Below are 19,405 nucleotides of genomic sequence, written 5' to 3'. Positions count from 1 at the left end.
ACAAATATACTCAAAACTAAATTTACCCAGAGGGCCCGTAGCTTAGCCAGGTCAGAGCGCCCGGCTCATAACCGGGCGGTCGAGGGTTCGAATCCCTCCGGGCCCATCAGGAAAACCAGCTGTATTCTTTTTTCAAAACCGCCAGATACTGCCTGATTGCTGCCTCTCCGTCCACTGAGATTGCTCTCACATTGCACTAGGTTTTTGACATTTTAACAATTTTATATTCTTTTCTTTAATCTATACTGTCTTTGGTAAAACTAAATTTGCGTACTAAAACTCAATTATTATGAAACTCCCCATCACATCCGGAGAAAAGATAGTCAAACTCTTAACTAAAGCCGGTGCCCTGAACTGGACATCGCCAGTCAGGGAGAAAGCGTTGAAGAGGCCATAAACAACCTCAGAGAGCCACTGAGCTATATCTTGAGGATGAGGACGCAGAAATCGGCTCCGAGCAAATTTTGCTCTCAACAATCGAAATTCGAAGGCCAGAATTTAGGCCAAGCTCAAAAACAAATCCCTTCTTTCCAGAACCCTTCTTTCAACATCTTCTCTGCTTTTTCCCGCTGCAAGAATCGAAACGAGAGGGTCATTTTTCCCGTACCTTTCCCCTTTCCCAGGCACGTCAGCGTAAAAGGGATTTCCCGCAAGATTCTCCTTTATTTCAACATCCCTCGGAGAGAAAAGGATGGCTCTCAGGGCATACCTGCGAGGTCTCACCCTTTCAGGCAGCCTTCCGTCGAAAGCTTCAGCATGCATTTTGAAGAGGTTAACGTCGCAGCTCCACTCCACGCTGTCCAGGGAGCCCTGAAACCTCGGGTTGATTTCGAGAATGTATGGCTTTTCAGCCAGAACAAAGTCCACCCCAACTGACCCAGCTAAGCCAAAAAGCTCAACAGCCTCAACTGCAAGCCTTTCAAGCTCTTTCCTGATTTCTTCTTCCACGATAAAGGGAGTCATGTTGCCAGAATACCTGAATCCAGAGGCGTTCATCTCCTTCCAGCCTGCGTAAATTAAATTGCACGCTAATGGTAAAGCTCTCTCGCCATTTGCTATAACTGAAACGCTGCAAGGCGTTCCGCTGACAAACCTCTGCTTCAGAAAGCCCTTCGGTACCTCCTCTCCCATCACTACCTCTTCTCCCCCTCCTCCGACGACCGGCTTGATTATGCCCCTCTCCCCTTCCCCAAGAAGCTCGGGAAAAGGTAAGCCAGCCTTTTCAAGCTCCCTGTAAAATTTCAGCTTGTTCGCTACCCTCTCAACCTTCCCGTAAGGATTGCAAAGCAATTCCCCTCTCACTCTGAGAGTTTCAAATCCAGAGCAAAGTACAACTTTCGCATCAATTTCCTCCGCTTTATCCTCTATTTTCTTAGCAATCTCTTTTTCTGGCAGAGAGTCGTCAACCCTTTCCACTTCCCTGCAGTAAATTCTCAAATCAGCATCCACAAACTTCGTTATGGCAAAAACCTCAAAACCGGCCTTTGATGCGGACTCTGCAACGTTCCTTACGTTGTTCCCCGCTACAAGCACCTTTTCAGGCATCTTCTTATAACATCCTCTTCCTCGCTGCGGTAAATCTCTTCCATGCTCCCCTCTCCAGCCACGTTAAGTCCCCTTACAACAACTGCTGGAATTCCGTCCCCGCCCTCCCCCATAAGCAGGTTGGCAAAGGCAGCTATCTCGTCCGCGACACACTCTACCGTAACCTCAAGCTCCCTTCCGTAAAGGTCTTTCCGCCCTATCCAGTCTTTCATGGCCTTCACACCAGAGATGCCGATGGCGAATCCAACCACTCCCCTCCTGAAGCACCTTCCGTTCGTGTCGGTGATTATAACCCCGACTCTCTTGCCCGTCAGCTCCAAAATCCTTCTCCTGAGCTTCTCGGCGCTTCCATCGGGATCGAGTGGTGGTAGAAGAAGGCTCCCCTCCTCCACGTTCGATGCATCGATGCCTGCATTGACGCAAACGTTTCCAAATTTTGCCTTGACGAGCAAAAAGGGAAAATCGAGAAGAACTTCCTCGCTCTCCTCCAGCACGGCCTGGACAAACTCTGCCGGTTTCCCTATCCTGGCTGCTATCTCCTTCGCCCTTTCCGACGGATTGAATTCCTCTAATCTCCTGATTCTCCCCTCTGCCTTCGAAATAACTGTGGAGCAAACTACCAGCACATCTCCGTCCTCGAATCTAACCCTGCTTGAAATTAGCTCCGCCAGGTCGTCGCCCTCCTTAATCAGAGGCAGCCCTTCAACGGGAAAAACTTCAACCCTCATGCTCTGAAAGGAAGCGGAATATCACGTCCAGCATCTCTTCCCTGTCGAGAAGCTGCTGCACAGCACCCTGAGCAACATCCTTTCTTCCTCCACCGCTACCCTTTGCCACCCTGCCAATTTCCCTGAGTAGCTCCCTCGCATCGTACTTTTGCCCGCTGAAAGTGACAACGAAAACCTTGCCCTCTCCCTTCGCCATCAAGCAGCCCACAGCCCCCTTCTCAGCCAGCCTCTCCGCTAACTTCTGAAGCGCCTGCATGTCCGCATCGACAACTTCCGCGACAACCTTCATCGAATCGAACTCCTCAGCCCTCTCCATCAGAATGTCCGCCCACAGATCCGCTATAACAGACTTTAGCCTCTCAATCTCTTTCCTCTGATCCTTCCACTCCTCGAAGAACCTCTCCACAGTTTTCGGCAGCTTTGCTGGCTCCACTCTGAGAATTGAACTCGCCTCCCTCAGCAGCCTTTCCATCTCCTCAACGGCCTCAATTGCAGCTTCCCCGGCAGCAAACTCGAACCTAATCACTCCGTCCTGTATTGACTCCACCTTCAGGATTTTCAGCATCCCAATCTCCCCGGTGGAGCGGCAGTGGGTACCACCGCAGGCCTGGACATCGTCTCCAACCTGCACGACCCTTATCTTCCTGCCTGGCGGGACTCCTCCCTGATAAAGCCTGAAGCCAAATTTCCTCTCAGCCTCGATTCTGTCCATCCATTCCCATTTTATAGGCTTGTTCGCCAGAATTTCCCTGTTGGCGAGCATCTCAATCTCCTTTATTTCCTCCTCGCTCGGTCTGCGGAAGTGTGTGACGTCAAGCCTCGCCTTGCTGAACTCCTTCCTCGCTCCGGCCTGCCAGACGTGATTGCCCAGAACCTTCTGGAGAGAGTAGAGCAGGACGTGAGTAGCGGAGTGATGGCGCATGTGCCTCCATCTCACGTCTGAGTCTATAACGCCCTTAACCTTCGTCCCGACTTCAGGCTTCGCCCCCTTCACCACGTGGAGCACCACTCCGTCAGCTTCCAAGACGTCAACAACCTCAAATTTGCCTCCGTTAGCGATAAGATAACCCACGTCGTTGTCCTGCCCACCGCTCTCAGGGTAGAAGGCGCTCCTGTTGAGTATCACAAAGTCGCCCTCAACGCCTATGACTTCAGCCTCAAACTCCAGAAGAGTTGGGTCGTCGTAGTACAGCTTTTCAGTGGCGGGATACTCATTCTGAAGGGTTATCTTCTTTTCCTGAACCTTTTCGGCCTTTGAGTGCCTCTTTGCCAGCTCAGCGTAGATATCCTTTGGCATTTCAACCTCAGCACCCTTTTCAGCGGCAATGCCAACCGCAAGCTCAACGGGGATGCCGTGCGAGTCGTATAGCTCGATTAAATCATCCTTCTCAAGCTTCTTCTTCCTCTCAACGAGCCTTTCAACAAGTCGGGTTCCCTTTGAGACCGTCGTCCTGTACCTTTCCTTCTCAAGCTCTAGAATCTCCTGTACAGTTGATAAGGGCACATCGAACTCGAAGCCGAGTATTTTCTTGTGCATTTCAACCAAGTCGTACAAATCAAGACCGAGCTCAAGCTCCTCGGCGAGCCTGAGACTTCTCCTTATCATGAGCCTCGCCAGATAACCGGCACCTGCGTTTGAAGGAACCAGCCCGTCACCGAGCATGAAGAGAATGCACCTCGTGTGGTCGGCGAGAGAATAGACCTTCTCGAGAGGGACAACGATGCCCTCAAGCTCCTCAACGCTAACTCCTACGGTGTCAGCAACGCTTTTTCTGAGCTGATTTAACCTCTCCCCCCTTAGCTCTCCCATTATTCCCGCAAGCTTTGAGCTTTCAGCCACGATTCTTCTTACCCTCTCATCCTCCCTGTTGAAGCTAACGTTGCTGTTGTCGATAATTGTGTCAACAACCTCGGGGAAGATTGCGTCGTAAACTGTTGGCGTGCCTTTGCTCGCCCACACGAACCTTTCAAGACCGTAGCCAGTATCAACGATGTAGTTGTCCATTTTTCTGTATCTCGCTCCCTTTATCTCTATATCTCCCTCAGGATGCTCCTCAAGGTTCATGAAAACCAGCGTGGCAACCTCAAGACCACCAACAATTGCCTCAAGACAGGGGCCAGCATTACCCCCACCCGCCCACGGCTCCTCCTTGTAAACAATGTCTTCCTTCTTCACACCGAGCTCATTGAGGAGCTCAGTGCAGTAAGCAACGGTCTCGTTCTTCCAGTAGATTTCCTTTCCGGGATAGTTGAACGCATGATGAGCCATCATCTCGAAAAGCGTAAGATGCCTTCCCGTTCTGCCCACGCTGTCCAGGTCGTCAAGCCTGATGCAGGGCTGTGAGATTGTGAGGGGGTTAGCGGGTGGTGGAGCGACGCCTGAGGTTACGAAGGGCTGGAAATCGGCAATTGAGGCAATGGTGAGGTAGATGTCAGTCCTCCACCTTGCAACTACAGGATAGCGCTCAATTCTGCCATGTCCCCTCCTTTCAAAAAAGTTAAGGTAATACTCCCTCATCTCGTCAAGCTCGAAGGGCTTTTTGAATACAGGGTTACCGATAAAGCTGTAACTCTCACATGGAGGGTCACCGCAAATTTCTCTCTCTGGATCAGCTGTCCAGAAGTGCTTGCCGCACTTTGGGCACCTCTTCCTGACAAACCCGTTTTCGGTTAGAAACGTGATGTCCAGATACTCCTCGTCGAGAGTCATCGGATGCCTTCTGCATTGGATGTTTATATCTCTTGCCTTTGCTTATTTCGATGTTACCTAAACCGGACCTTCGCAGTCCTCTCTATTATTTTCAGCTTCCTCGACTCCCAGGGAGCAACGAAGGTTATGGCCTTACCCCTCTTTCCCTCTCTGCCGGTTCTTCCGGTTCTGTGGATATATGCTTCTGGATCCTGCGGGATAGAGTAGTTGACGACGTGGGTGAGGTCTTTCACGTCAATTCCCCTTGCGGCAACATCTGTTGCGACAAGAACTCTGGTGTATCCTTTTCTGAAATTTCTAAGGATGCTCTCTCTTTTATGCTGTGGAATGTCTCCGTTCAGCGCATCTGCCTTATATCCCCTCGCTCTAAGCCTTCTTCCAAGTTCTCTTGTCTCTTTTTTCGTCTGGCAGAAAACGATGCCGTAAAAGTTGTTCTCGTCGAGAATTCTGCAGAGATGCTCGAACCTCTTTTCCGGGTTAACCTTCAGACATCTGTGCTCGACGTTTTCGGGAGTGATTTTGCTGTGAACTCTCACAACCTCGTAATCTCTCATGTAACGCCTCGCCAGCCTCAAAACTTCAGGGGGCATGGTTGCGGAGAACATCAGAACACGCCTTTCCGCGCCTGCGTGTCTGAGGATCCTCTCAATGTCGTCAATGAAGCCCATGTCGAGCATCCTGTCCGCCTCGTCAAGCACGAAGAACCGAACTTTTTCGAGCGAAAGCGTTCTCCTCTCAAGGTGGTCGATAACTCTTCCCGGTGTGCCCACGACTATCTGCACGCCCTTCCTCAGCCTCTCAATTTGAGGGAATATGGGCTGCCCGCCGTAAACAGCGAGGACGTGAACCTTTTTGCCCCCTCTGAGCGACTCAATCTCGTCCTTTACCTGCAAAGCCAGCTCCCTTGTGGGCGTTATTACTATGGCCTGCACATCCTTGCTTCTTTCATCCACAAGGTCGAGAATTGGCAGGGCAAAGGCAGCTGTTTTCCCCGAGCCCGTCTGTGCCTGGCCGACCATATCCTTTTCACCTTCGAAAAACCTCGGTATGATTTCCCTCTGAATTTCCGTAGGCTTCTCAAAACCCTTTCTTCTAACTGCATTCAAACCGTTTTCTGAGATTCCCAAATCTTCAAATTCCACTTTATTCACCTCTTTCAACAGAGAACAGAACAGCAACGTTCCACTCTATCTCCCAACGCTTGGCTGAAGGGTATATAAGTCTTTGTTTGAATCCCTCAATCTTCGACTCTCTCCGAGATGCAAATTAAACTTCTAAACATGTCTGAACGCTAGAGTCTCGGCTCAAATCGGGCGAATCCACTCCTTAATTTTAACTTTACAAAACTTTCACCATGAAAAAGAGTTTTAACGCAGCAGCGATAGAATGAACTCCGCAATCCTTTCCACCTCATCTCTCCTGAACCATTTGTGCCCATCAACCCTCTCATCGCAAACCACGGCAAGAATTCTCCCCTGCCTGAAGTGCTCAACCTCCTCAGGCTTCTTAACCACAACAATTCTGTCCTTTCCCGCCTTGCTGAAACCCTCGGTAATGACGAGGTCGTAATCGCTCAGGTACCTTTCGTAAATCCAGTCAAGGTCGTTTCCCTCCTCCTCGCTTACTCTCCTGATGAAGGCGAGCTTTACTGGAGAGGCAATCACCACATCCGCACCGCTGTTGTAAATCTTCCACGAGTCCTTGCCCTCCTTGTCAATTTCGAAGTCGCCGTGCGCGTGCCTCTTCACTACGGCAACTCTCAACCCCCTCTCCCTTAGTATTGGCATCATTCTGGTAATCAGCGTGGTTTTCCCGCTGTCTGAAGTTCCGACAATGCTTAGAATCATAACCTCTGAAAACCCAGGAAGTTTTTTAACTTTTGTTTAATCTCAAAAGATTTAAACCTCTCCGCATGACGGGATTGTATGAAGGTTGTGCTGTCATATTCCGGTGGGCTTGATACGACGGTCTGCATCCCTCTGCTTAAAGAGAAGTACGGTTTTGATGAGGTTATCACGGTCACCGTTGACATAGGGCAGCCTGAAGCGGATATAAAGCAGGCAGAGGAGAGGGGAAAGAAGTATGCGGACAAGCACTACACAATCGATGCGAAAAAGGAGTTTGTTGATTCCCTCTTCATGCTGATCAAGGCTAACGGCAATTACGAAGGTTACGTTTTGGGAACGGCTTTGGCTAGGCCGCTGATAGCCGAAAAGGTTGTTGAAGTCGCCAAGAAGGAGGGGGCTGAGGCGGTTGCTCATGGATGCACGGGGAAGGGAAACGACCAGCTCAGATTCGAGAACATTTTCAGGCAGCACGGATTTAAGGTCATCGCCCCCGTGAGAGAGCTGAACCTCACGAGAGAGTGGGAAATCGAATACGCGAGGCAGCACGGCATTGAGGTGCCCGCAACAAAGGAGAAGCCGTACAGCATCGACGAGAATCTCTGGAGCAGGAGCGTTGAGGGAGGGAAGCTGGAAGATCCATCCTTCGAGCCGCCTGAGGACATCTACGAGTGGACAGCGAGCCCGGAAAAGGCTCCAGACAAGCCAGAGATCGTAAAGATAGATTTCGAGAAGGGAGTTCCTGTAGCGCTGAACGATGAGAGAATGGGCGGATTTGAGCTGATAAAAGCCCTTAACGAGATTGGCGGAAAGCACGGAGTGGGAAGAACGGACATGATTGAGGACAGGGTTCTCGGACTGAAGGCGAGGGAGAACTACGAGCATCCTGCAGCCACAATCCTTATAACAGCCCACAGGGACCTTGAAAACCTCGTCCTCAGCAGAAGGGAGCTGAAGTTCAAGAAGTTCGTTGAGGAGGAGTGGGCGGAGCTTGTTTACTATGGCCTGGTCAACGACCCGCTTTTCGACGCTCTGAACGCCTTCATAGACAAGACACAGGAGAGGGTGACGGGGTGGGTTAAAGTTAAGCTTTACAAGGGCTCCGCAGTTGTTGTGGCCAGAAACTCACCCTACGCCCTTTACTCGGAAGAGCTCGTCTCCTTCGACACGGAGTCCATTGACCAGCGCCTTGCTGAGGGATTTGCGGCATTCCACGGTCTGCAGGGCAGGCTGTTCAGGAGGCTGTTTCAATAATATTTTTAAATTTTTAAAATAACTTGGAACATGGAATTCATCATAATTTCTGTGGGCAACGAAATTTTGAGTGGTGATATAACCAACACAAACGCCGCTTACATGGCGAAGAAGCTTACCAGGGCAGGGCACAAAGTAAAGAAAATAATAACAATCCCCGACGACGTAAACATTATTGCGGAGGAGGTCAGAAAGGCATCTAAGGAGGCCGACTTCGTTTTGGTCACAGGGGGGCTGGGAGCCACGCACGACGATGTGACCGCAGAGGGGATTGCCAGGGCCTTCAACAGAAAGCTGGTGATAAGCAAGGAGGTTTACGAGTGGTTGAGCAAGCTCAGCAAAAACGAGGAGGCCGTAAGGAAAATTTCGTCTGTTCCCGAGGGGAGCGAGATTGTGTGGAACGACGTTGGGGCTGCGCCCGCATTCATAGTGGAGAACGTTGCGGTCATGCCGGGCGTGCCGGCTGAGATGGAGAACACATTCGAAAAAATTCTTGAGAGGTTCGAAAAGGGTGAGTATCACGAGGAGGTTGTGAAGGTTAACGGCTTTGAGGTTAAGATAGTTGATAAGCTCAATCAAGTAGTGAGAGATAACCCGGATGTTGAAATAGGCTCCTATCCGAAACCGGGATACGTTATGGTTAAGTTTTCTGGCCGCGATAAGGAGAAGGTGAAAAAAGCTGTAAAGCAGTTTGAGGAGCTGCTAAATGATAAGAGGTAAGGTTTTCTACAAAGGGGAGTTCGTTGAAGCGGGAATAGAGGTTGAGAACGGCAGGATAAAGAGAATTGGGAAGCTTGTAGAAGGCAAGGAAGTTAAAGGGGTTATCCTCCCCGCGGGCATAGACGTTCACGTCCATCTAAGAGATTTTGCGGAGAAGAGGAAGGAGACGATAGAAACCGGAACCCTCTCTGCCCTTCACGGTGGAATCTGCCTCGTGGTGGACCAGCCAAACACCAAGCCTCCTGTCGACGATGCGGAAACCTACTTTCGGAGGATGGGGAAGGCCGAAAAATCCGTGTATGTGGACTATGCCCTGAACCTTGCCCTCACAAACTCAAATCATGGGAAAATTGGGAGCATAATGAGAAAAATTTCGGAGAGGTACTTCGTCCCCGCTGTTGGGGAGGTCTTCATCCAGCACGACAGCGAGGACTTGCAGATTGACTACGAAACCCTCAGCAGCGTTTACAAAAGGTTTGAGGGTGTTGTTTTCACCATACATGCAGAGGACCCGGCATATGTTGCCAGGGGCTCACCCAATTTCGTTTTCAGAAGGAGGGAGGCTGAGGTGCTTGCCGTTGAGAGGCTCGTTGAGCTTGGCAAGTTCCACTTCTGCCACATCTCCACAAAGGACTCCGCCAAGGAAATACTGAACAGCAATTCAACGTACGAGGTGACGCCGCACCACATGCTTCTAAGCGTTGAGGACTACGGGAGGTTGGGGAACTTGGTAAACGTGAACCCTCCTCTGAGGGAGAGGGAGGACGTAGAGTGGCTCTTCAGAAACTTTCACCGCATCGACGTTTTGGCTTCCGACCATGCACCGCACACCTTGGAGGATAAAGAGGCGGGAGCTTCCGGATTTCCGGGAGTGGAGACGATGTATCCGCTTTTCGTGAACCTCGCCTCGAAGGGTTACATCTCCTTCAAAACCCTCGTCGAGAAAATTGCGTCGAATCCTGCAAGAATCTTCGGATTCAAAGGATACGGGGAGATTGAAGTCGGAAATTACGCAAACTTCGCGGTTTTTGACCTAAAAAAGGTTGATGAAATAAGGGCTGAAAGGCTGCACTCAAAGTGCGGCTGGACTCCCTTTGAGGGGTTTGAGGCTGTCTTTCCAGATAAAGTTTATTTGAGAGGTAAGGAATTGCTTGAGAACGAGATGAAAGCAGGAAATGTACTGAAAAAAAGAGTGTGAGAGAACCTGGAGTAATTTCAAAACTGCAAGAAAAGATTTTTTAACTTGTAAATTACAATTGTTATAATGATTAGGCCCAGATTGCTGATAGTCGATGATGACGACAGCATTAGGGAGATTGTAAAGATTATGCTCAAGGATTACGACATTATTGAAGCTTCGAACGGTGAGGAGGCTGTAAGGGCTTACAAGATGTTCAAGCCCGACCTCGTTCTCATGGACATTCAGATGCCAAAAATGGACGGTGTTGAGGCAACAAGGGAGATACTGAAGATTGACCCTCACGCCAAGATTGTGGGCTTGACGGCCTTCGCAAGGAGCAGGGGCAGGGAAATGCTTAAAATCGGAGCATTGGAGGTCGTGGAGAAGCCGTTCACAAGAAGAACTCTCAAAGAGCTGATAGAGAAGTACTCCGCGAAGGCCGTAGCGTAAAAAATAAAAAATTTACTTTTTGATGATTTCCAGTATCTCGCTCTCCTTTGGTATTTTGCCCTGAATAACTACTTTCCCGTCAACCCACACTGCTGGTGTCGCAACAACACCCAGCTCGATTGCCTCGTTCATATCCGTCACGTACTCAAGCTCCACGTCAAGCCCCTCTTTCTCAACGACTTTTTTCACCACATCGAAGGTTGCCTTGCACCTCGCACATCCCGGACCAACGACCTTTATCTTCACGCTATCACCTCCCCGTAAACAACTCCAGCTATGGTAGAGAGAGCGACGATTGTGATTATATACACAGCCGCTCTCTTCACACCAAAAAGCTTCCCAATTGCGAGCATGTTTGGCAGGCTCAGGCCTGGGCCTGCAAGCAGGAGTGCCAAAGCCGGCCCTTTCCCCATCCCGAGCTTCATGAGTGTATCGACGAAGGGAGCTTCCGTCATTGTGGCGAAGTAGCTTAGCGCACCTATCAAAGCAGCCAGAAAGCTCTGCCCGACACCCTCCCCACCGAGATAAACTTCCACGACGTCGGTGGCTTTCAGAATCTCCCCAACAACACCCACGATAAAAACTCCTACGAGCAGGAGGGGGATTATCTGCTTGACGAAAAACCACGTTTCGAGCATCCAGTATTTCAAATCCTCTTTACTAAAGCTCTTCAGCGCGTAAACTGTTGTGACCAGCATTAACACGCTGAAAACCTCAACCTTGAAAATGTAGGGCTTCCCAACACCCAGGTAGTTCGGCAGAAGCAATGTGGCTACAAGAAGGGCAAAAAGAACCAAAGCGTTGTTCTCGACCAACCTTCCAGCCTTCGGCATCGCCGAATCAGACTGTGATGCTATTTTCCTGTCGAAGACGTAGAAGAGTATCAGTCCCACAACAAAGGCGGTGGATATTGCAGCAACGATTCTTGCCAGGGCGAGTTCGAGGCCTAAAACCGCCCCTGTGTACGTTACAGCAAGAATGTTCGTTGCAGGAGCGACCCATAGTATTATCATTGCAGGAGCGGTGGCATTAGTTCGCTTGTAAATCCCAGAAGCGATTGGTATGACAGTGCAGGAGCACACTGCGAGAAAGAAAGAGGAAACTATCGCAAGGGGAAAAGATTTAAGCTTCGAAGTTGCAGCACCCAAGTAGTTGATTAAAACGGCCTTGTTCATCATCGACATGAGTGCACCGGCAATTAAAAAGGCCGGTACCAAACACGTCAGGACATGCAGAGCTATGTATTCCTCAAGGGCCTGAATTCCCGCCAGCAGCAGTGCATTGACGTCCATATGGTTTAAAATTTATAACTGAATTTAAGTTTTTGGTTTAAAATTTAAACTTTTTTCTTAGGTTTAAAAAATAAACCAAAAGTTTAATAAACGTTTAATTTAACAAAGTAGCATGGAAATCAAAGAAGTGTTGCCTTGCATTGCTGATCCGAAAAAACTCAGGGTGATAGGCAGAGTTGACGGCAATTTTCCGGCTGTAATGCCCTATCTTGCGAGGTTGATTCCCAACGCAAGCTACAACGAGAAGAGGGGATGGATTTCATTTAAGAAAGGGCAGAGGATAATCACGATACACGAGGACGGTTTTGTGGCGATGACGCAGATTAAGGACGAGGATGAGGCAAAAAGCATTCTGGGTGAGATAGAGCAAAAGGCTCAGGAAGCTTGGGAAAAAAGGAACAAAATAGACCTTTCAAAGCCTCTTGAGAAAACTGTGGTAAGCCCCTTCGATGTTTACAACTACCTGCCGAAGACCAACTGCAAGCGGTGCGGCGAGCAGACGTGCATGGCCTTTGCCGTAAAGCTGCTCAACGGAGAGGTTGATATCAAAGCCTGCAAACCTCTTTTCGAGGATAAAAAATATGAAGGGCTCAGGGAGACGCTCATAGGAATGCTTGTTGCTGCAGGTTACGATTTAGAGCTTTAACCCTCTTTGCAGTAATTTCCAGAGCCCCAACAATCATTGTAATGCAGCCTCATAAGTCGAAATACCTCCTCTCGTAACCGCAGTTGCCAGCACAGGAGGAGAAGATTCTCGACTGCAGTTTTAAATGCGTGGAGGTAAACTATTTGAGGGAGCTTGTGTTTAGAGTTGTAATTCACAGGAAAGTAACTCAAGAGCTGAAACCGTCTTAAAAAAGCCCATTTAAAGAGTTTTGGTGAAAATTTGGTGAACTTCTTGAAACGCTCAAAACGAATCCAATTCCTCGATGTTAAAAAGATTGAAGGCGAGGAGAACTTTATCGCATTGGGGATTTCAGAATGATTTACTTTCTTGATAAACCAACCAAAACAGTTCTAAAAGTTGAAAGAAGAGGAAAGCCTACACTAATCCGCCAAGGAGTGTTTTAGAGTTTCTATGAAAAGAGCGAGCTTTCCCTGCTCACAAACAGCGGGCCGGGAGGGATTTGAACCCCCGACTGCGGGATTAAGAGTCCCGCGCTCTGCCTGGCTAAGCTACCGGCCCTGCATGATTGCATCATGACTCCGGGTTTAAAGACTTAACGCTAATGCCCTCTACAACCCTCTCTGCTATGCCCCTCCCAATCAGCGATGCAACCTTTTCCCTGTGCCTCACAATGTCCTCAGCATTTCTGATCCCCGCGTTGTAAAGCTTTCTCGCCCTAACCCTCCCGATGTGCCTTATTCTCACCAGCTCAAGCAGCTCCTCCTTGACTCCATGCTTTATCCTCTCCGTAAGCCCGCTGACACTCGTGTTTCCCACCTCCTCCGCTATTCTGTTCATCGCATTGCTCAGCCATTCCGCAGTCTCAACTATCCTCCTCAAATCACCGGGAGCGATGCCGTACTTAGCGCATATTTCGTCCTCATCTTTTTCCTCAATCCAGTCCTTCAGGCAGAGAGCCGTCTTGACTTCAGACAAAAACCAGTCGTACTCAACAGAAAAATCGGATGGGTAGTAGCTTAGCTCCTTTCGAAGCCTGAAGGCTTCCTCCTCAACCCACGAGTCTGTCTTTCTAACAGTCAGCCTCTCCATGTCCGGAGTTCTGCAGATGAGTGCAGGGCACCGATATCGGAGAGCTCCATCCTGCTGAGAACGTCGTGGAAAATGAAGCCCGTCAGCGGGTCGATGTAGAGCCTCGAAACAAGCGAGCCTAGCTTCGTTGGAGCAAGATGGTGATCCTCAACAACCATCCCCCAGTTCTCAAGCTGTCTGACAACTCTCTCAAGCTCGTAGCTGAGGGATATTTCGTTTTGCTTGAAGAAGAACGTGTCAGCGAAAAAGTCCTCGAGCTCTTCCAGAGTTTTTGCGTAGCCATCGCAGATTATGGACAGGCTGTGAAACCTAAGGTGAGTCTCAACTCCGAGCTTCGAGGTTATCCTCTCAGGCTCTCCAAAAATATACCTTTTCACAGCAATCTCTCTGTCCCTCTTCCCGACAATGATAATCGCCTCTCCTCTCTCATCCATTCCCGGCCTGCCGGCTCTCCCAGCCATCTGCTTGTATTCGGAAACCTTAATTCTCTTCGAGTATCCGTCGAATCGGTAAAGACTTCTCACTATCACCCTTCTGGCTGGAAGGTTGACGCCCGCTGCCAGAGTTGGAGTGGCAACGACAACCTTGATATTCCCCCTTCTGAAAGCATCCTCAACAACCCTTCTCTGCCCGTTCAGCAGGCCAGCATGGTGAAAGGCCGCCCCTTTCCTAACGCATTCTGCCAGTTTTCTGCTCATCTCACCCTCATTCTCCTCGAGTATCGCCTTCTCCAAGCCTTCATTTTCAACATACTTTGCCGTAATTGCTGAGAGCTTAACTGCCGTCTTCTCCGCCCCTCTCCTCGTTGATTCGAAAACAAGAACACCCCCATTCTCAGCAACGCACTCTTCAACGAGCTCTTCGAACTTTACCCTCCTTGAGGTCGAGAATGCACCGTCGAAGAGCTCCAGAGTGCCCTCGCAGAGCACTCCCTCCACCAGCGGCACAGGCCTCCAGTCGCTCACGTAGTAGTCTGCATCTAGCCACTCTGCAATCTCGGTGACATTTGGAGCCGTTGCGGAGAGCCCTATAACCCTCAGCGCCTTATTCATTCTTCTCATTTTAGTCACGAGAATTTCCAGGGTGGCTCCTCTCTTCTCGGAATCGAGTAGGTGTATTTCGTCAACGACAAGGCAGCTAACAGCTTTAATCCAGCTTGCTCTGTTTCTGATCAGAGAGTCAGCTTTCTCGCTTGTTGTTACTATAATGTCACAATCCCCAAGGTGCTCGTCCCTCGACTCGTAATCGCCTGTCGATATGCCTATCCTCAAACCAATCTTCTCCCACTTCTTGAAGCTTTCGTACTTCTCCCCCGCAAGAGCCCTCAGAGGAACAACGTAGAGACTCTTTCCACCTTTTATGGCCTCTCTGACCATCGCCATCTCGGCGAGGAGGGTTTTACCCGCCGCTGTGGGCATTGCGAGGAGCAGATTTTTGCCGGAAAAGACCTTCTCCACCGCCTCAGCCTGAGGCGGAAACAGCTCTTCTATACCCTCCTCCTTTAAAATGCCAACAGCATAACTTGAGATGCTTTCAGCAAGCTCCTCCACCTTCACCACTTCAAGTTTTCAACGGTGCATTAAAAATTGCTCCTCGTTAAACTCATGATATATAACTACAATTGTGTTCTATTTAAATCCTTTTTCAATTGTTTAACTTGGCAAAATTTAAATAATCACAAAAAGAGCCTGCATGAGGTGGTTAAAAATGCTCGCGGATTTCATCCTGACGGAAGACCAGAAGGCAATTAAGGAGGCAGCAAGAGAGTTCGCGGAGAAGGAGTTTCCAAATTACGTTGAAGAGTGCGACAGGGAGGAGAAGTTCCCCTTTGAGCTTTGGAAGAAGGCTGCCCAGCTCGGATTCATCGGAATGGCGATTCCAGAGCAGTACGGAGGGCAGGGCTTAGGAGTGCTGGACTCCTGCCTCGTTGTCGAGGAGTTCTGGAGGGTTGACGGCGGGCTTGGAATGATTCTCGCCACAACATTCGGCTCAGAGCAGATCATAGCCTTCGGCAACGAGGAGCAGAAGAAGAAGTACCTGCCACCGCTCGCAAAGGGAGAGAAAATCTGCGCCGCCTGCTACACAGAACCTCAGGCGGGGAGCGATGTTGCGGGAATTAAAACAAGGGCTGACAAGGATGGAGATGAGTACGTAATCAACGGAACGAAGATGTTCATCACAAACGGCAGCATTGCAGACTACTACATAGTTCTGGCGAGAACTGATCCAAATCCGCCGAAGAGACATCATGGCATGTCGGTGTTCTTGGTCGAGAGGGACATGCCAGGTGTGCAGGCGAACAAGCTGAAGAACAAGCTTGGTATTAGGGCGAGCGATACGGCCGAGGTCGTCTTCAAGAACGTCAGAGTGCCGAAGGAAAACCTCATCGGTCAGGAGGGGCAGGGATTCTACCAGACGATGATGTTCTTCAACATCACAAGAATCCCTGTTGCGTTCCAGGCTCTTGGGCTGGCTCAGGGGGCATTTGAGCTTGCGTACCACTACGCCAGAAACAGGGAGGTTTTCGAGAGGAAGCTTGCAGACTTCCAGGTTACGCAGGAGAAGCTTGCGAAGATGAGGACGGAGCTTGAGGCTGCCCGCTTACTGGCATATCAGGCTGCCTACTTCCAGGACAAGATGGGGATGCCAGATCCGGGATTGACGGCGATGGCGAAGTACTACACGGCCAAGGCCGCGCAGTTCATTGTTAATGAGGCTTTGCAGATACACGGAGGTTACGGATTTATGGGAGAGCAGCACATAAGCAGGATGTACAGGGACGTTAGAATTCTGGAGATCTACGAGGGTACAAGGGAAATAGAGATGGAAGTTATTGCCAGGTCGCTGCTCGGAAAGATACCCTCAAGACTCGGAGTTGTGAGGAAACATCCTCTACAGTAAATTTTTTATTATTTGAAAAACGTTTGCAGGGTGATAGAATGGAGGAAGTATATATAGTTGATTTTCTGAGGTCTGCATTCTCGAGGAGCAGGCCAAAGCAGCCGGAGAAGGACGTTTTCAACAAAATAGACATGCCTGCAGTGGCTGCGATGCTGATAAAGGAGATGGTGAACAGGACGGGCATCGATCCAAAGGAGATTGGCGACGTCATCACAGGATGCACAATGCAGATGAAGGAGAACTGGCTTTACGGCGGTAAGGTTGTCCCTCTTCTCGCTGAACTGCCCGTAGAAGTTCCTGCGCACGGCGTTGAGAGGGTCTGCAACTCCTCAACGACAGCAGTTCACCACGGAACAATGGAAATCATGCTCGGCTACTCTGACATCGTAATTGCATGCGGTTTCGAGCACATGACCCACTTGCCAATGCAGATGGACCTCAACCCGCACATCGGCATCTCACCCACTCTGATGTCCCGCACGGATTTGATTCAGAAATATGATTTAATGACGGCCATGAGCATGGGTCTCACAGCGGAGAAGCTCTTCGAGGTTGCGAAGGACGAGATGGGATGGACGAAGAGAGATCTGGATGAGTGGGGTGTCAGGAGCCACAAGCTTGCAGCTCAGGCAGTCAAAGAGGGCTGGTTCCTTGAGGGAGAGGGCTACCCGATGAAGTGGAAGGGAGAGATTCTCCCCATTGAGGTGGAGCAGGCAGACGGAAGCAAGAAGGTCATAGACGTTGACCAGTCAATAAGGCCTGACACAACGCTTGAGCAGGTGGAGAAGCTCCCACCAGCCTTCAAGCCGGGAGGTGTTATCACTGCCGGAAACTCCTCTCCGCTCAATGCAGGTGCTACAGCACTTATGCTGATGAGCAAGAAGAAGATGAAGGAATATGGCCTTGAGCCGATGGCAAAAATCGTTTCAATGGGCTGGGCTTCAATCGACCCGAGCATCATGGGCGCAAGCCCCGTTCCCGCAAGCCTGAAGGCATTGCAGAAGGCTGGGCTTGAGGCGAAGGACATAGACTACTGGGAGATAAACGAGGCCTTTTCTGTTGTTCCGCTCTACACCATAAAGAAGCTCGGCCTCGACCCCGAGAGGGTGAACATCAAGGGAGGAGCAATTGCCATAGGCCACCCGCTCGGAGCGAGCGGTGGAAGAGTTCTCGGCACCCTCGCAAGAATCCTCCTCGTTCAGGAGGCCAAGTACGGCTGTGCCACGCTCTGTGGTGCAGGCGGACAGGGTGGAGCCACCATCATCGAGAACCCGTATATCTAAACTCTTTTTTCTTTTTAACGAAAAGGAGTAACCTTTTATCGCCCCCTGTTAACTTCGCTTCATGATAGTTCACCCCATCGATTACCGCTACGGCACCCCCGAAATGAAGAGGATTTGGAGCGAGGATAGCAAGATCAAGAGGATGGTAAGGGTTGAAATGGCTCTTCTACGCGCTCTTGCAAAAAAAGGATACCTCAGCGAAGAGGAGGCCAAAGAGGCCAAAAAGAAGGCTTACAGCGTAACACCAGAGAGAGTGAAGGAAATTGAGGCAGAGATAAAGCACGACATAATGGCGCTGGTAAAGGCCATTACCGAGGCCACCGGATGCAGGTGGGTTCACTTCGGAGCCACATCAAACGACATAATCGACACAGCAACGGCTTTGCAGCTAAGGGACAGTTTGAAAATCCTCGAGGTTAAAATAAAGCGCCTTGCGAAGGTTCTTGCGGACAAAGCCTTAGAATATAAGGACGTGGTCTGCCTCGGCAGAACTCACGGTCAGGCGGCTTTGCCCACAACCTACGGCTTCAGATTCGCCCTGTGGGCGGCTGAGGTTGCAAGGCACTACATCAGGCTGCAGCAGATGAAGGACAGGCTTCTCGTAGGGCAGATGAGCGGGGCAGTGGGAACACAGGCCGCCTTCGGCAAAGACGGCTTCGAGATAGAGGAGGAGGTTATGAGGCTGCTGAACCTTAAACCGGCTCTGATTTCAAGCCAGATAATACCCAGGGACTCCTACTGCGAGTACCTCGAGTTTCTCGCAAATCTTGCTGCAACACTCGAAAAGATTGCTCTGAACTTCAGACTCCTTCAAAGAGCTGAAGTTGGAGAGTTGATGGAAAAATTCGAGGCCAAGCAGGTCGGAAGCTCCACGATGCCCCACAAAAGGAACCCAATAGACTGCGAGAATGTTTGCGGCTTGGCGAGGGTCGTGAGGGGGTTCGTGGAGCCTCAGCACCAGTCGGCAATTCTGTGGGAGGAGAGAGACCTTACAAACTCCTCGGCGGAGAGGATAACCCTTGTTGAGTCAACGGTTCTGGCGGACCACATTCTAACGAAGATGATAAAGGTTGTTTCCAGCGTTAGTCTCAACCTCGAGAACATCAGGAGGAATCTTGAGATGCAGAGGGGGCTCAACCTGAGCGAGGCGGTGATGATAGAGATGACGAAAAGAGGGGTGGGGAGGCAGGAGGCGCACGAGATTCTCAGGCAGGCGGCGATGAGGGCTTACGAGAACAATTCATCGCTTCTTGACGAGCTTTTGAAAGACGAGAGAGTTATGAAGTACTTCAAAGAGGATGAGCTTAGGGAGATTCTGAAACCTGAAAATTATCTGGGGACTGCAAGGGAAAGGGTCGAGAGGGTTGTGAGATGGGTGAACGAGGTGTTGAAATGAGGTTGAGGATTAGATTCGAAAGTGCGGAATGCGAAGTTGAGCTTTACGAGGAGTGGGCGCCTGAGACTGTAAGGGCGATTGCCGATGCTCTGCCGATAAAGTCCACCGCCAACAGGTGGGGAGATGAGATTTACTTCACAACGCAGGTTGCGGTTGAGAAGGAGGAGAATTCGAAGGACGTTGTTGAGCTGGGAGACGTGGCGTACTGGATTCCTGGAAAAGCTATATGCCTCTTTTTCGGAAAAACGCCGATAAGCGACGATAAAATCAGGCCTGCAAGTGCCGTCAACGTTATAGGGAGGATCGTCAACAGCATGGAAGGCCTTAAGGGCGTTGCGGACGGAGAGAGTGTGGTTGTGGAGAGAGCGTGAAGTATTTATTTTTT

18 protein-coding genes and 2 tRNA genes are annotated in these 19,405 nt (G+C 50.1%); 10 read left to right on the top strand and 10 right to left on the bottom strand.

The features are described 5' to 3' along the window. The first annotated feature begins 31 nt into the window (after nt 1–31). Nucleotides 32–106 (top strand) — tRNA-Ile (locus AF_RS11375). A gap of 392 nt (nt 107–498) precedes the next feature. On the opposite strand, the gene AF_RS11370 is transcribed toward AF_RS11375, so the two are convergent. From AF_RS11370 to mobB, 5 genes are all read right to left on the bottom strand, one after another. After that, nucleotides 499–1,545 carry an ATP-grasp domain-containing protein gene (locus AF_RS11370; RefSeq protein WP_010879746.1) on the bottom strand — a complete coding sequence of 349 codons (1,047 nt, stop codon included), beginning with the start codon at nt 1,543–1,545 and terminating at the stop codon, nt 499–501. After that, nucleotides 1,524–2,273, bottom strand: a complete 750-nt coding sequence (cofE, locus tag AF_RS11365; RefSeq protein WP_010879745.1) for a coenzyme F420-0:L-glutamate ligase — start codon at nt 2,271–2,273, stop codon at nt 1,524–1,526. The genes AF_RS11370 and cofE overlap by 22 nt, the downstream gene beginning before the upstream one ends. After that, entirely contained in the window at nt 2,263–4,983 is a 2,721-nt protein-coding gene (alaS, locus tag AF_RS11360) for an alanine--tRNA ligase (protein ID WP_010879744.1), read from the bottom strand. Before alaS ends, cofE begins: the two co-directional genes overlap by 11 nt. 53 nt (nt 4,984–5,036) lie before the next feature. Then, the gene (locus tag AF_RS11355; protein WP_052270496.1) at nt 5,037–6,125 is read right to left on the bottom strand and encodes a DEAD/DEAH box helicase; all 1,089 of its coding nucleotides are present in this window, start codon (nt 6,123–6,125) and stop codon (nt 5,037–5,039) included. A 225-nt stretch (nt 6,126–6,350) separates the two neighbouring features. Then, on the bottom strand, nt 6,351–6,830 hold the full coding sequence (gene mobB, locus AF_RS11350; protein ID WP_010879742.1) for a molybdopterin-guanine dinucleotide biosynthesis protein B: 480 nt from the start codon (nt 6,828–6,830) through the stop codon (nt 6,351–6,353). Nucleotides 6,831–6,908: 78 nt separating this feature from the next. Here mobB and AF_RS11345 point away from each other — a divergent pair, with 78 nt between their 5' ends. The 4 genes from AF_RS11345 (at nt 6,909) to AF_RS11330 (ending at nt 10,431) form a co-directional block, all read left to right on the top strand. Then, on the top strand, nt 6,909–8,081 hold the full coding sequence (locus AF_RS11345; protein ID WP_010879741.1) for an argininosuccinate synthase: 1,173 nt from the start codon (nt 6,909–6,911) through the stop codon (nt 8,079–8,081). 30 nt (nt 8,082–8,111) lie between these two features. Continuing rightward, the gene (locus tag AF_RS11340; RefSeq protein WP_010879740.1) at nt 8,112–8,801 is read left to right on the top strand and encodes a competence/damage-inducible protein A; all 690 of its coding nucleotides are present in this window, start codon (nt 8,112–8,114) and stop codon (nt 8,799–8,801) included. Further along, nucleotides 8,788–9,999: a dihydroorotase gene (locus AF_RS11335; protein WP_010879739.1), complete on the top strand. Its 1,212-nt coding sequence runs from the start codon at nt 8,788–8,790 to the stop codon at nt 9,997–9,999. Before AF_RS11340 ends, AF_RS11335 begins: the two co-directional genes overlap by 14 nt. A 66-nt stretch (nt 10,000–10,065) precedes the next feature. Then, nucleotides 10,066–10,431: a response regulator gene (locus tag AF_RS11330; protein WP_010879738.1), complete on the top strand. Its 366-nt coding sequence runs from the start codon at nt 10,066–10,068 to the stop codon at nt 10,429–10,431. Between the two features lie 12 nt (nt 10,432–10,443). Here the strand turns inward: AF_RS11330 and AF_RS11325 are convergent, their stop codons facing one another. After that, a complete protein-coding gene (locus tag AF_RS11325; RefSeq protein WP_010879737.1) occupies nt 10,444–10,677 on the bottom strand; it encodes an MTH895/ArsE family thioredoxin-like protein in 234 nt (77 codons plus the stop codon). Then, the gene (locus tag AF_RS11320) at nt 10,674–11,723 is read right to left on the bottom strand and encodes a permease (protein WP_010879736.1); all 1,050 of its coding nucleotides are present in this window, start codon (nt 11,721–11,723) and stop codon (nt 10,674–10,676) included. The genes AF_RS11325 and AF_RS11320 overlap by 4 nt, the downstream gene beginning before the upstream one ends. Before the next feature lie 112 nt (nt 11,724–11,835). Here AF_RS11320 and AF_RS13600 point away from each other — a divergent pair, with 112 nt between their 5' ends. Then, nucleotides 11,836–12,369 carry a (Fe-S)-binding protein gene (locus AF_RS13600; RefSeq protein WP_010879735.1) on the top strand — a complete coding sequence of 178 codons (534 nt, stop codon included), beginning with the start codon at nt 11,836–11,838 and terminating at the stop codon, nt 12,367–12,369. Nucleotides 12,370–12,835: 466 nt separating this feature from the next. On the opposite strand, the gene AF_RS11310 is transcribed toward AF_RS13600, so the two are convergent. From AF_RS11310 to AF_RS11305, 3 genes are all read right to left on the bottom strand, one after another. Beyond that, a tRNA-Lys gene (locus tag AF_RS11310) sits at nt 12,836–12,909 on the bottom strand. A 12-nt stretch (nt 12,910–12,921) separates the two neighbouring features. Then, nucleotides 12,922–13,440, bottom strand: a complete 519-nt coding sequence (locus tag AF_RS13595; protein ID WP_244372777.1) for a hypothetical protein — start codon at nt 13,438–13,440, stop codon at nt 12,922–12,924. Next, nucleotides 13,428–14,996, bottom strand: a complete 1,569-nt coding sequence (locus AF_RS11305; protein WP_244372775.1) for a DEAD/DEAH box helicase — start codon at nt 14,994–14,996, stop codon at nt 13,428–13,430. Before AF_RS11305 ends, AF_RS13595 begins: the two co-directional genes overlap by 13 nt. A gap of 136 nt (nt 14,997–15,132) precedes the next feature. On the opposite strand from AF_RS11305, the gene AF_RS11300 reads away from it, so the two are divergent. From AF_RS11300 to AF_RS11285, 4 genes are all read left to right on the top strand, one after another. Further along, nucleotides 15,133–16,341, top strand: a complete 1,209-nt coding sequence (locus tag AF_RS11300) for an acyl-CoA dehydrogenase family protein (protein WP_010879733.1) — start codon at nt 15,133–15,135, stop codon at nt 16,339–16,341. A gap of 38 nt (nt 16,342–16,379) precedes the next feature. After that, complete coding sequence (locus tag AF_RS11295; protein ID WP_010879732.1) at nt 16,380–17,624, top strand: acetyl-CoA C-acetyltransferase; 1,245 nt, start codon at nt 16,380–16,382, stop codon at nt 17,622–17,624. A 61-nt stretch (nt 17,625–17,685) separates the two neighbouring features. Further along, nucleotides 17,686–19,020 (top strand): adenylosuccinate lyase, encoded by a 1,335-nt coding sequence (gene purB, locus AF_RS11290; RefSeq protein ID WP_010879731.1) that lies wholly within the window; start codon nt 17,686–17,688, stop codon nt 19,018–19,020. Next, complete coding sequence (locus tag AF_RS11285) at nt 19,017–19,391, top strand: cyclophilin-like fold protein (RefSeq protein WP_048064546.1); 375 nt, start codon at nt 19,017–19,019, stop codon at nt 19,389–19,391. The genes purB and AF_RS11285 overlap by 4 nt, the downstream gene beginning before the upstream one ends. The last annotated feature ends 14 nt before the right edge of the window (nt 19,392–19,405 follow it).

The sequence above is a fragment of the Archaeoglobus fulgidus DSM 4304 genome (assembly GCF_000008665.1).
Classification (GTDB): domain Archaea; phylum Halobacteriota; class Archaeoglobi; order Archaeoglobales; family Archaeoglobaceae; genus Archaeoglobus; species Archaeoglobus fulgidus.
This window is presented reverse-complemented; position numbering and strand designations above follow the sequence as displayed.

What these genes read in the sequence shown, in the direction of transcription:
- AF_RS11285 (WP_048064546.1), top strand. Translation starts at nt 19,017, where the DNA reads ATGAGGTTGAGGATTAGATTCGAAAGTGCGGAATGCGAAGTTGAGCTT.
- AF_RS11300 (WP_010879733.1), top strand. Translation starts at nt 15,133, where the DNA reads ATGAGGTGGTTAAAAATGCTCGCGGATTTCATCCTGACGGAAGACCAG.
- cofE (WP_010879745.1), bottom strand. Translation starts at nt 2,273, where the DNA reads ATGAGGGTTGAAGTTTTTCCCGTTGAAGGGCTGCCTCTGATTAAGGAG.
- AF_RS11340 (WP_010879740.1), top strand. Translation starts at nt 8,112, where the DNA reads ATGGAATTCATCATAATTTCTGTGGGCAACGAAATTTTGAGTGGTGAT.
- AF_RS11295 (WP_010879732.1), top strand. Translation starts at nt 16,380, where the DNA reads ATGGAGGAAGTATATATAGTTGATTTTCTGAGGTCTGCATTCTCGAGG.
- purB (WP_010879731.1), top strand. Translation starts at nt 17,686, where the DNA reads ATGATAGTTCACCCCATCGATTACCGCTACGGCACCCCCGAAATGAAG.
- AF_RS11370 (WP_010879746.1), bottom strand. Translation starts at nt 1,545, where the DNA reads ATGCCTGAAAAGGTGCTTGTAGCGGGGAACAACGTAAGGAACGTTGCA.
- AF_RS11330 (WP_010879738.1), top strand. Translation starts at nt 10,066, where the DNA reads ATGATTAGGCCCAGATTGCTGATAGTCGATGATGACGACAGCATTAGG.
- AF_RS13595 (WP_244372777.1), bottom strand. Translation starts at nt 13,440, where the DNA reads ATGGAGAGGCTGACTGTTAGAAAGACAGACTCGTGGGTTGAGGAGGAA.
- AF_RS13600 (WP_010879735.1), top strand. Translation starts at nt 11,836, where the DNA reads ATGGAAATCAAAGAAGTGTTGCCTTGCATTGCTGATCCGAAAAAACTC.
- mobB (WP_010879742.1), bottom strand. Translation starts at nt 6,830, where the DNA reads ATGATTCTAAGCATTGTCGGAACTTCAGACAGCGGGAAAACCACGCTG.
- AF_RS11345 (WP_010879741.1), top strand. Translation starts at nt 6,909, where the DNA reads ATGAAGGTTGTGCTGTCATATTCCGGTGGGCTTGATACGACGGTCTGC.
- alaS (WP_010879744.1), bottom strand. Translation starts at nt 4,983, where the DNA reads ATGACTCTCGACGAGGAGTATCTGGACATCACGTTTCTAACCGAAAAC.
- AF_RS11320 (WP_010879736.1), bottom strand. Translation starts at nt 11,723, where the DNA reads ATGGACGTCAATGCACTGCTGCTGGCGGGAATTCAGGCCCTTGAGGAA.
- AF_RS11335 (WP_010879739.1), top strand. Translation starts at nt 8,788, where the DNA reads ATGATAAGAGGTAAGGTTTTCTACAAAGGGGAGTTCGTTGAAGCGGGA.